The organism is Qipengyuania psychrotolerans (assembly GCF_019711355.1).
GTDB classification, from domain to species: Bacteria; Pseudomonadota; Alphaproteobacteria; order Sphingomonadales; family Sphingomonadaceae; genus Qipengyuania; species Qipengyuania psychrotolerans.
In genome coordinates this window covers 2196770-2207598 of the sequence record NZ_CP081297.1, presented here as the reverse complement: position 1 = coordinate 2207598, position 10829 = coordinate 2196770, and the positions used below count along the sequence as shown (strand labels likewise).

Genomic DNA, 10829 nt, shown 5'->3' with positions numbered 1-10829 from the left:
GTCAGTGGTCCTCGGGCATGGTGGCGCCGTCATGGATAATCCTGCCGTCCTCGAGCACGAGGATGCGGTCGGCGAGATCGAAAATGCGGTTGTCGTGGGTAACGATGATGCAGGCACGGTCTTCTGCCACGGCGACATCACGCAGCAGGTCCATGACCCGGCGGCCGGATGCGGCATCAAGCGCGGCGGTGGGTTCATCACACACTACCAGGCGGGGTTCGTGGACGAGGGCGCGCGCAATCGCGACACGTTGCTGCTGGCCCCCCGAAAGCTGGTTGGGCAGTTTATCCGCCTGGTCACGGATATTGAGCTTGGCCATCATTTCGACCGCCCGTTCGCGTGCTTCATGCCGATCCATCCCCTGCGCTATAAGCGGGACGGCGGCATTGCTGGCGGCATCGATCGAAGGAATCAGATTGTACTGCTGGAAAATGAAGCCGATGTTCTTGAGACGAAACTCAACCAGCGCGGTATCCTGCAGGTCATAGATGTCGGTTCCGAAGACCTCCACGTCGCCTTCGGTCGGCCAGAGGATGCCGCACATGATCGAGATCAGCGTCGTCTTGCCCGATCCGCTTTCGCCGACGAGATAGGTGAGTTCACCAGCTCGAATGTCGAGATCGATCCCGTGGAGCACGGTTATCGTCTGCTGGCCGGCAGTGAAATCGCGCGTAACACCGCGCGTGCAGATGGCAGGGCTACCGCTCACCGGAACACCGCCGCCGGTTCTGTCTTCAGAACATTGCGCAGCGCCAGCCAGCCGGTGAGCGCCAGGATCAACGTCACAGCGACCAGGCTGAATACGGGTATCTCCCACGGAATATAGAAGCCCTTGAAGGTGGGATTGGCGGCAAAGCTCCAGATAAAGGCTAGCGTGCCGAGGATACCCAGCCCGTAACCGATGAAGCCGACGAGCGCCGCCTGTGCGGCGACCATCTTGCGGATTTTTCCATTGGTCACGCCAATCGCCTTGAGGGCGCCGAACTGCTTGATGTTGTCACGGATGAAAAGGCTGAAGGTCAGCCCGACGATGGCCACGCCCACGATGAAACCCAGCGCCACGGTGATCCCGAAATTGAACGGGATGCCGGTGTTTTCGATGATGAAATCCACCCCGTCACGGGCAAATTCGTCGCGTGTCCGGGCCCTGAGGCCGGTCTGCTCCGAAATCCGGGTTGCAAGCGCCTTGGCTTCCTCGGGGTTTTCCGCACCGACCAGCACGAAGGAAAGGCGGTTTCGCGTGCCGGGCACGTAATTCAGGGCCTGGCTGTACTTGGTATAGAGCACCACCGTACTCGTGAAACTGGGCGTTGCATCGGCGATGCCGCGGATGACTGCGCGCTGGTCATTAAGTTCGAGCCGTTCGCCAAGAGGGGACTGATCGGGAAACATTCTCTGGGCCCCAACATCGTCGATAATCACGCTGTCAGGTGTGTTGAGAATGTCGGGCGCGCCTTCGAGCATGGTCTTGGGCAGGCCGATAAGCGTGGCATCGTCCACCCCGATCACGGCCACGCCTTCGAGGTCGCCCGTCTTGGTGCGCACGCTGGCCTGTGCCCGGATGTGGGGGACGGCCCATTCGACCCCAGGGACGCCGCGCACCTTGTCGAGCGCGGTCGACGGCATGGCATAGGCCACGTCGGTCGTCCGGCTGACCGGATCCATTACCCAGACATCGGCGCTGGAGACATTGTAGACACCGCTGGCCCCGCGTTCGAGCAGGTTCACGAAAATCGTCAGCTGCTGCGTTATGAGCAGGGTGGAGAACGCGATGCCGAAAACCAGCCCGTAAAACTTCTGGGCGTCCCCTGTCAGCATGCGGATTGCGATCCAGATCACGGCGCTTGCTTGCCTTCCTGCTGCGATTCGTCCATTAATGAACGCTGGCGTTCAACTGAACGGGACCGTTCACTTTGTCAACCGACACCGAAAAAAAGGCTGGTCGTCCGGTCAACACGGCCAAGCGCGAGGCGATCCTCGCCGCTGCGACGCGCGCGTTTTTCGAGCATGGTTTTGCCTCGACCGCGATCGAGCAGGTGGCCGCCGATGCGGGCGTGTCCAAGGTCACGGTGTACAACCATTTTGGCGGCAAGCGCGACCTGTTCACGGCAACGGTTGAGGCCGAATGCGCCCGGATGCGCGAACATTTCGAAGTGCGCCCAGAGCTCGGCGGCACCTTGCGCCAGCGTCTGACTGCTATCGGCGAGGCCATGATGGCATTCCTGTCGCGACCTGAAATGGTGCAGTTTGAACGCCGGATCGCCGCTGAAACCGAACATGAGCCCGCAATCGGCGCAGCATTCCTGGCTGCCGGTCCGCACCGTATGAAAAAGGCGTTCTCTGCCTTGTTGCAGGCGATGAAAGATGCCGGAGAAGTCGACATCGAGGATGTCGATCTGGCGGTCGAACAGTTCGCTTCCATGTGCAAGGGAATGGGCGATCTGGAACGGCGTTTCGGACATCCCGCCGACCCCAAACGCGACCGCGAACGGATCGAGGGCGCTGTCGACGTTTTCTGCAGTGCTTACGCCGTCGAAGAGTGTGATCGAAAATAGACGCCATCTGCGCGCCGTCTAAACTTGCCATTCACCTGCGCGACCCTACATTCTGGACATATTGAAAGGAATGCCCGCCAATGCGCGATCAGAATCAAGACCAGCAGCCCGAACCTGAAGGTGGCGGCCCCAATCCGTGGATGAAAACTCTGCTCGTATGGGGCGGTATTTTCCTCGGTTTGCTTCTGGTCGTCTCCATGTTCGGGAATTCGGGTCAGGGCGCGGGCACACCGCTGCTCTATTCCGACTTCAAGGAACGTGTCGCTGCAGGTGATGTAAAGTCGGTCGAGATTTCCGAAGAACAGATCATCGGGATGACGAATGACAACGAGGCGTTCTCTACCATTCCGGTGGCCAACGACACTTCGCTGCCCAAGCTGCTCGAAGAAAACGGCGTGAAGTATTCAGGCAAGGATGCAGGCAGTCAGAACATCCTGCTTTATGCCCTGATCCAGATGCTGCCATTCGTGCTGATCCTTGGCATTGCGATCTTCGCCCTGCGCCAGGTCCAGAAGGGCGGCGGAGCAGGCGGTGCGATGGGCTTCGGCAAATCCAAGGCCAAGATGCTCACCGAAAAGCAGGGCCGCGTGACGTTCGAAGACGTCGCCGGTATCGACGAAGCCCGCGAAGAGCTGGAGGAAATCGTCGAATTCCTCAAAGACCCCTCACGCTTCTCCAAGCTTGGCGGCCAGATCCCCAAGGGTGCACTGCTCGTCGGCTCGCCCGGTACCGGTAAAACGCTGCTTGCCCGCGCTATTGCGGGCGAGGCGGGCGTGCCGTTCTTCACCATTTCAGGCTCGGATTTTGTCGAAATGTTCGTCGGCGTTGGCGCAAGCCGCGTGCGCGACATGTTCGAACAGGCCAAGAAGAACGCGCCTTGCATCGTCTTCATCGACGAAATCGACGCCGTCGGACGTAGCCGTGGCCACGGCCTCGGCAATTCCAACGACGAACGCGAGCAGACGCTGAACCAGCTGCTGGTGGAAATGGACGGCTTCGAAGCCAATGAAGGAATCATTATCATCGCGGCGACAAACCGCCCCGATGTGCTTGACCCTGCCTTGCTGCGCCCGGGTCGTTTCGACCGCCAGGTCGTGGTGCCGATCCCCGACATCGATGGCCGCGAGAAGATTCTTGCCGTCCACATGAAGAAGCTCCCGCTCGCACCCGATGTGAACCCGCGCACTATTGCGCGCGGCACGCCGGGCTTCTCGGGCGCGGATCTTGCGAACTTGTGCAACGAAGCGGCATTGCTTGCGGCCCGCCGTAACAAGCGTCTCGTGGCGATGCAGGAGTTCGAGGACGCCAAGGACAAGGTCATGATGGGCGCGGAACGCCGCTCCATGGTCATGACGGACGACGAGAAGAAGATGACCGCCTATCACGAGGCTGGCCATGCGCTGGTTTCGATCAATGAACCGGCATCGGACCCCATTCACAAGGCAACGATCATCCCGCGCGGCCGTGCGCTGGGCATGGTGATGCGCCTGCCGGAGCGGGACAATTACTCGTATCACCGCGACAAGATGCACGCGAACCTTGCTGTCGCCATGGGCGGCCGCGTGGCGGAAGAAATCATCTTCGGCCATGACAAGGTTTCGAGCGGCGCATCGGGCGACATCCAGTATGCCACCGATCTTGCACGGAACATGGTCACCAAGTGGGGCATGAGCGACAAGCTTGGCCCGCTGCAATACGAGGAAAGCCAGGAAGGCTATCTGGGTATGGGCCAGACCGCGCGCACGATGGGCGGTGCCGAGACAAACAAGTTGATCGACGCCGAAATCAAGGAACTCGTCGAAGGCGGCCTGAAGCGTGCAACCGAAGTGCTGACCGATCAACAAGACAAGCTCCACCTGCTTGCCCAGGCTCTGCTTGAATTCGAAACCCTGACGGGTGAAGAAATCGATACGCTTATGAAGGACGGGAAGATTGATCGTCCCGATGCGCCCAGCGGCCCCGTAACCGTCCAGCCGGTGGGGGGCAGTACCGTGCCCAAGTCCGGCAAGAAGTTCGGTGGCAGCGGCGAAGGTGCTCCGGCCGGAGCCTGAGGCCTGTCTTGAATGATGTCATCAGGGGCGCCGCCGGGAAACCGTCGGCGCCCTTTATGCATTGTAGTGACGAGTGACCCGGACCGGGGTCCGGCTGTTCAAGGACTTGTTGATATGAAACGTTCGTTTGCCACCGCGCTAATCGCTGTCTCGGCTGTCGCGCTGGGCGCGTGTTCCGAGCAGACGCAGAGCGACGCATCGCAGACTGCCGAACTGGCCGGCGATGACATCGAGGCGAATGCCGCCGTCGTGGGCGAGGTCATCGAAGAGGGTGCGAAGAATGCAGCCGGCGCCATCAGCGAAGGTGCTTCTAACATCGAAAGCCATATCGAGGAAAACGACAAGACCGCGCCCGACAGCGCGCCGATCCTCGGCGACAATCTCAACAAGGATCAGGAAAATCCCGTCGACTGACCCTGCGCCTTGCGCCTAGAATGCTCCAAGCACCAGTAGCAGTTGCAGGAACAGCACCAGGATCACCACGATGAATACGGCCATGATCGCGAGACGCCAGATGGCCGAGAAGCGTGACAGGCCGTAAGCCCCGCGCAAATGCTTGTAGAGGTGGATAGGCGGTATGACGAGGCTCGTCAGAACCACGAGGTCCGTAGTCATTCCCAGTAGCCCTGCGACTGTGACGGTCAGGGTGAGTAAAGTCATGAAGCTGAGCGAGTAGGTTACGAATATCGCGTGGTCGTAGGCTTTGAAGCGCCGCTTCCACGCGAACAACAGCCATACGAACGGAATCGATAGCGGGATCAGCAGCCAGCTGAATTTGTAGAAATTGGTCTGCAGTTTGTAGAGCATGAGGCCGGGGTTCTTGCGCCACTTGTCTATCGCGGTATCGACCCATTCGATGTTGGAGCTGCCGACCTTCATTGTCGCACCGTCAGAACCCTCGAGTGGGATGACCACGTCACCGTCCCCGTCCGCCTGCGCATCGGCTTCACCTTCCCGCAGGAACGGTATGTTCTCCTGAGCCTGACGCAGCGCCGTGACCTGGTCCGCTAGCTCGCGCTGGCGGGTTTCGAGAACCTCTCTCCTGTCGGACCCAAGATCGGGTTCGGCGAGCGCTTCTTCCGTTTCCCGAAGGCGCTTCTCGGTCCGGTCGAGCTCGGTCGCTGCGAGTTCAACAAGTCCCTCGCCGGCGTCACCTCGAATATCGGTGGGCGCGCTGATGCCTGCCAGCTGGAACACTGCGAACATCAGGAAGATCGAGAACAGGAACAGCGCCATCGGGGAAACGAACCGCGCGCGCTCCCCTGCAATATAGCGGCGCGTCAATTCACCTGGTTTGCCCACCAACATCGGCAAAGTGCGCCAGGTCTTTCCGTCAAAATGGAGCGCACCATGCAGCAGATCGTGAAGGAAAGCGCCGATCGTGCGGTGGAGATGCGCCTGCTGGCCGCAGGCGTGGCAGTGCGCGCCGACCAGTTCAGTCCCGCAGTTAAGGCAGGTGCTCTCGGCAAAATGCCCTTTGTCGAGCGGCTGGTTGTCCTGCAGCCCGCCGCCTTTTTCGCCGCTGACCGCGCGCGCGATCAGTCCGCCCTCAACGGCCGTCCCCATGGCTTCGCCAAATTCGCTCATGTACCCTCCTGCCGAGAGGATTCTATGCCTCGATTGTCTAAGCCGCAACGCAAAAGGCCGCCCAGCAGGGCGGCCTTTCAACCAATATCAGCGATTTTGAGGCGCTTAGCCTTCGTAATCGCCACCGATCGATGTCGAACGGGTCGGAGCAGATGCGGTGATCCGCAGCGCTTCGGCCGACTGGCTGAGCGAACCGATTTCGTCCATCTCGTCATCGTCGTCGGGCAGGATTTTCTGCAGGTTGGTAACCGCAGCTTCCTTCAGATCCTTGGGCTTGACCGTCTGTTCGGCGATTTCGCGCAGGGCCACAACCGGGTTCTTGTCGCGATCGCGTTCGATAGTGAGTTCCGCACCGCCCGAAATTTCACGTGCGCGCTGGGCAGCCAGTAACACGAGATCGAAACGATTGGGGATCTTGTCTACGCAGTCTTCGACGGTAACGCGCGCCATTGGGCACTCCGATTTAAATCAAGTGATTCCGGGAAAGCGCGCTAAATAGGATACCGGACGCAAAAGGTCAAGAATTTGCGCTTGCCGCGCAGCGCGCTAAGGCTGTTCCTGAATGGCCGACGCTCAAACACAGCCAGAACCGCCCGGATATGCCGATCCGCCCCCTTTTTCGTGCGAGGCGCAGGGCCAGTCTCTGACCTTTTATCCGGCAGGCGAAGACCGGCGGCAGGCGCTGCTGGACCTCGTGGCGTCTGCACAAAAGACGCTGGATGTGTGTTTCTATATTTTCAGCGAAGACGGGATCAGCACGGCCCTGCGGGATGCGCTTTGCGAAGCTGCCGGGCGGGGGGTCGATGTCACGCTGATCATCGACCGGTTCGGCGCTTCGGCTGGAGACGAATTCCTCAAGCCGCTGGTCGAAGGCGGCGGACGCTATCTCTTCTTTAGCCCGCGGCTGGGCTTTCGCTATCTTATCCGCAACCATCAAAAGATGGTCATCGCCGATGGCGAGCGCGCGATGTTTGGCGGTTTCAATATCGAAGACGACTACTTCGCTCCGCCGGAAAGCAATGGTTGGAACGACCTCGCCATCCTTCTCGAAGGGGACGCGGTGACCGGCCTGTGCGAATGGTTCGCCAAACTGCGGGCCTGGACAGAAGATGACCGCGCGCGTTTCAAGGCAATTCGCAAGGCGGTCCAGGATTGGTCCTGGAATTCCGAACATGGGGAGGCCCGGTGGCTGGTTGGGGGCCCGACGCGCGGCCTGTCGAGCTGGGCGCGCTGCGTGACGCGCGACCTGAAGGAAGGAGAGAAACTGGACATCTTCATGGCCTATTTCTCGCCGCCCTATACCTTGTTGCGGCGTATCGCGCGGGTGGCGCGCAAGGGACAGACGCGGTTGTTGATGGCGGCGAAAAGCGACAATGGCGCAACGATCGGCGCGACCCGCTCGCTGTATAATTACCTGCTCAAGCGCGGCGCGAAGATCTGGGAATTTTCACCCTGCAAGCTGCACACCAAGCTGCTGGTGCTGGACGATGCCGTTTATGTGGGTAGTGCCAATTTCGACATGCGCAGCCTTTACCTCAATCTCGAGATCATGCTGCGCATCGAAGACAAGGCACTGGCCGACCGGATGCGCGAATTCATGGACACGCACATCGCCGCCTCGCTCGAAATTACGCCGGAACTCCACGCCAAGCGTGCGACGGTGTGGAACCGCATACGCTGGTACGCGGGATGGGTGCTCGTATCCGTTCTGGACTATACGGTTTCCCGCCGCCTCAACCTCGGCATCTGAAGCCTATTCGTAATCCTCGTATCCGCCGCGCATTTCAGGCGAGGTGAACTTCGTGAACTCGCTCTGGAAGAGCAGCGGGACGTTACCGGTCGAGCCGTGACGCTGCTTGGCCACGATCAGCGTGGCACGGTTGACCAATTCCAGGTGGCGCGCTTCCCAATCGGCATATTTCTGCCGCACATCCTCGCTGCTGGTTTCGTCCGGCGTGTCCGGCTTGAGCGAGTTGTGATAATATTCGCCGCGGAAAATGAACCACACCATGTCGGCGTCCTGCTCGATCGAGCCGGATTCGCGCAAATCGGATAGCTGGGGACGCTTGTCCTCGCGCTGCTCCACCGCACGGCTGAGCTGCGAGAGCGCGATCACCGGCACGTTCAGTTCCTTCGCCAGCGTCTTCAGGCCGCGGCTGATTTCCGAAATTTCGTTCACGCGGTTGTCGCTTGCGCGGCCCGATCCCTGCAGCAACTGCAGGTAATCGACGATGACGAGCCCGATATCGTGCCGCCGCTTGAGCCGCCGTGCACGGGTGCGCAGCGCGCCGATCGTGAGACCCGGCGTGTCGTCGATATACAGCGGAAGCTCGTTCAATTCCTGACTGGCAAACGACAGGCGCTGGAATTCTTCGCGGCTCAGTTTGCCCGAACGCAGCTTCTCGCTCGAAATTTCTGCCGTTTCGGCAAGAATACGCGTGGCGAGCTGGTCCGCGCTCATTTCCAGGCTGAAGAAGGCAGTGCCTGCTCCGGGAGATTCGCTGCGGTCGATGCCGATCTTCTGGTCGTCCATCAGGCGGCGTGCCGCGTTGAAGGCGATATTGGTCGCCAGCGAGGTCTTACCCATGCCCGGGCGGCCCGCGAGGATGATAAGGTCGGAATTGTGCAGGCCGGACGTCTTGTCGTTGATCGTATCGAGCCCGGTCGTCTTGCCCGAGAAGCGGCCGCCCGAATTGATCGCGGCTTCCACCATCTTGAGAGCGCCGAGTGCAGCGGTCCGGAAATCCTGCGCTTCATTGCCCGATGTCGCGCCTTCGGCGACCTTGTAGAGATCGGCCTCGGCCTGGCTGATCCGGTCCATCGGCGCGACTTCGTCTGATGTGTCGAGCGCGCCTTCCACCAGGTTGCGGCCCACGGTGACGAGTTCGCGCAGCAGGGCGAGGTCGTAGATTTGCTCGGCCAGCTTGCCAACCGCCAGAAGGCCTTGCCCGTCCTGCGTCAGCTTGGCGAGATAGGTTACGCCGCCCAGTTCCTTGAGCGCTTCGTCAGTCTCGAAATACGGCTTGAGCGTAACCGGCGTCGCAATCGAATTGCGATCGAGCAGCTTGTGGACCCGTTCATAAATGCGCTGGTGCACCGGTTCATAGAAATGGTGCGCCATCAGCGGCGTATTCAGTTCCTGCACGACCTGGTTGTCGATCAGCACCGCGCCAAGGAATGCGGCCTCGGCTTCGATATTGCTGGGCAGGGTCTGACCCTGCTTGTCGGGTACGGGCATCGAATCAGCGCGCGGAATAAGAAGATTGGTTTCAGCCATGCCAGCCTAATGGGACATTGAACCAGCTCTCTCAAGGGCGCGACAAATCGGCATCGCGGACAGCCCTGTGGATGGCACTGGATAAGAACACCTTGCCCCGATGTGCTGCGCTTGCGAAAGCGGTTCCTGCAAACATGACCGAATCCACTTCGCCTCCTCCCGATTACCGTATCGCCCATGTCGATCTCGATGATGAGACGATCATCTGGCGCAATGCGGATATCGAACAGGAACGCCGGATCGCGATTTTCGACCTGATCGAGGAAAATACCTTCAAGCCGCTCCGGGCTGTGGAGCGCGGGGCGAACGGCCCCTATCACCTGACCCTTGCCGTACAGGATGGCCGCTTGCTGATGACCATCGCCAATTCCGACGGCGAAATGGTGGAGCAATTGCTGCTCGGCCTGGCGCGTTTCCGCCGGCCGATTCGCGAATATTTCGCCATCTGCGACAGTTATTACCAGGCTATCCGCAAGGCGACCGCTGCCGAAATCGAAACCATCGATATGGCCCGGCGCGGCGTACACAACCGCGCGGCAGAATTGCTGGTGGAACGGCTGGAGGGCAAGATCGATACCGATTTCGCCACCGCGCGGCGGCTCTTCACGCTGATTTGCGTACTGCACATCAAGGGCTGACGGATGGCGCGGCGCAAGAAAAAGAGCAGCGGCGGCTGGATCGTCAAGCTTGTGATCCTGGCCGCTGTCATTGCGGGTGCATCTGCGATCTGGCTGTGGAACGAGAAACGCGGCTGGCGGCCGGACGAAACCGCTTATCCCGACCAGGGCGCCTTGATCGGCGAGCGGGACGAGGGCGTGAACTTCGAAGTGCTCAAGGGGTTGGGTGCCAGCTTCGTCTATCTCGAAGCCAGCAAGGGTGCGCACGGCAAGGACGGGGCATTTTCAGGCAATCTCGCCGCCTCACGCGAGATGGGCCTGCAGGTCGGCGCAGTCCATGAATTCGATCCTTGCGAAACAGCCGACGGGCAAAGCGCGAATTACGTCACCATCGTTCCGCGAGACGCGCAGCTCCTGCCGCCCGCTATACGGCTGGAACGCACAGCTGACGATTGCCCGAGCCGCGTTTCCGATGCCGCCGTGCAGAGCGAATTGCTGACACTGGTCAATCAGATCGAGGCCCATGCAGGCTCGCCCGTAATCCTCGCGCCGAGCGAAAGTTTCGAGGATCGCTACCGACCCGCAGCGCGGCTGGAGCGGGCACTGTGGCTTGAAGGCGATCTCGACGAACCGGGCTATGCCGGGCGGCCGTGGACCTTGTGGACCGCCAACAGCGCCTATGCGAACGAGGCTGCCGATACACCGCTGCGCTGGCTGGTCGTGAGGCCCTGAGCGCGCTAGG

The 10829-nt window shown here is 60.5% G+C and carries 11 protein-coding genes; 6 read left to right on the top strand and 5 right to left on the bottom strand.

Features of this window, described 5'->3' with window-relative positions; translation table 11 throughout:
* Position 1: 1 nt before the first annotated feature.
* Positions 2 to 709, bottom strand: coding sequence for an ABC transporter ATP-binding protein (locus K3166_RS10865; RefSeq protein ID WP_221422243.1), 708 nt, complete (start codon positions 707 to 709; stop codon positions 2 to 4).
* Positions 706 to 1839, bottom strand: coding sequence for an ABC transporter permease (locus K3166_RS10860; RefSeq protein ID WP_221422242.1), 1134 nt, complete (start codon positions 1837 to 1839; stop codon positions 706 to 708). The genes K3166_RS10865 and K3166_RS10860 overlap by 4 nt, the downstream gene beginning before the upstream one ends.
* 74 nt (positions 1840 to 1913) lie before the next feature.
* Here K3166_RS10860 and K3166_RS10855 point away from each other — a divergent pair, with 74 nt between their 5' ends.
* The 3 genes from K3166_RS10855 (at position 1914) to K3166_RS10845 (ending at position 5020) form a co-directional block, all read left to right on the top strand.
* Positions 1914 to 2555 (top strand): TetR/AcrR family transcriptional regulator, encoded by a 642-nt coding sequence (locus K3166_RS10855; protein ID WP_221422241.1) that lies wholly within the window; start codon positions 1914 to 1916, stop codon positions 2553 to 2555.
* A gap of 80 nt (positions 2556 to 2635) precedes the next feature.
* The gene (gene ftsH / locus K3166_RS10850; protein WP_247714621.1) at positions 2636 to 4606 is read left to right on the top strand and encodes an ATP-dependent zinc metalloprotease FtsH; all 1971 of its coding nucleotides are present in this window, start codon (positions 2636 to 2638) and stop codon (positions 4604 to 4606) included.
* Between the two features lie 114 nt (positions 4607 to 4720).
* Positions 4721 to 5020, top strand: coding sequence for a hypothetical protein (locus K3166_RS10845; RefSeq protein WP_221422240.1), 300 nt, complete (start codon positions 4721 to 4723; stop codon positions 5018 to 5020).
* Positions 5021 to 5035: 15 nt separating this feature from the next.
* Here the strand turns inward: K3166_RS10845 and K3166_RS10840 are convergent, their stop codons facing one another.
* A complete protein-coding gene (locus tag K3166_RS10840) occupies positions 5036 to 6193 on the bottom strand; it encodes a DUF3667 domain-containing protein (protein WP_221422239.1) in 1158 nt (385 codons plus the stop codon).
* A 105-nt stretch (positions 6194 to 6298) separates the two neighbouring features.
* On the bottom strand, positions 6299 to 6643 hold the full coding sequence (gene rpoZ / locus K3166_RS10835) for a DNA-directed RNA polymerase subunit omega (RefSeq protein ID WP_221422238.1): 345 nt from the start codon (positions 6641 to 6643) through the stop codon (positions 6299 to 6301).
* A gap of 112 nt (positions 6644 to 6755) precedes the next feature.
* Between rpoZ and K3166_RS10830 the strand changes: the two genes are divergently transcribed.
* Complete coding sequence (locus K3166_RS10830) at positions 6756 to 7943, top strand: phospholipase D-like domain-containing protein (protein WP_221422237.1); 1188 nt, start codon at positions 6756 to 6758, stop codon at positions 7941 to 7943.
* A gap of 3 nt (positions 7944 to 7946) precedes the next feature.
* Here the strand turns inward: K3166_RS10830 and K3166_RS10825 are convergent, their stop codons facing one another.
* Positions 7947 to 9470 (bottom strand): replicative DNA helicase, encoded by a 1524-nt coding sequence (locus K3166_RS10825; protein ID WP_221422236.1) that lies wholly within the window; start codon positions 9468 to 9470, stop codon positions 7947 to 7949.
* A 134-nt stretch (positions 9471 to 9604) separates the two neighbouring features.
* Here K3166_RS10825 and K3166_RS10820 point away from each other — a divergent pair, with 134 nt between their 5' ends.
* Together K3166_RS10820 and K3166_RS10815 are read left to right on the top strand one after the other, a co-directional pair.
* Complete coding sequence (locus tag K3166_RS10820; protein ID WP_221422235.1) at positions 9605 to 10108, top strand: UPF0262 family protein; 504 nt, start codon at positions 9605 to 9607, stop codon at positions 10106 to 10108.
* A 3-nt stretch (positions 10109 to 10111) separates the two neighbouring features.
* Entirely contained in the window at positions 10112 to 10819 is a 708-nt protein-coding gene (locus K3166_RS10815) for a glycoside hydrolase family 25 protein (RefSeq protein ID WP_221422234.1), read from the top strand.
* The last annotated feature ends 10 nt before the right edge of the window (positions 10820 to 10829 follow it).

Coding starts and splice junctions, on each gene's coding strand:
- rpoZ (WP_221422238.1), bottom strand. CDS start 6,643: ATGGCGCGCGTTACCGTCGAAGACTGCGTAGACAAGATCCCCAATCGT.
- K3166_RS10825 (WP_221422236.1), bottom strand. CDS start 9,470: ATGGCTGAAACCAATCTTCTTATTCCGCGCGCTGATTCGATGCCCGTA.
- K3166_RS10845 (WP_221422240.1), top strand. CDS start 4,721: ATGAAACGTTCGTTTGCCACCGCGCTAATCGCTGTCTCGGCTGTCGCG.
- ftsH (WP_247714621.1), top strand. CDS start 2,636: ATGCGCGATCAGAATCAAGACCAGCAGCCCGAACCTGAAGGTGGCGGC.
- K3166_RS10830 (WP_221422237.1), top strand. CDS start 6,756: ATGGCCGACGCTCAAACACAGCCAGAACCGCCCGGATATGCCGATCCG.
- K3166_RS10840 (WP_221422239.1), bottom strand. CDS start 6,193: ATGAGCGAATTTGGCGAAGCCATGGGGACGGCCGTTGAGGGCGGACTG.
- K3166_RS10815 (WP_221422234.1), top strand. CDS start 10,112: ATGGCGCGGCGCAAGAAAAAGAGCAGCGGCGGCTGGATCGTCAAGCTT.
- K3166_RS10820 (WP_221422235.1), top strand. CDS start 9,605: ATGACCGAATCCACTTCGCCTCCTCCCGATTACCGTATCGCCCATGTC.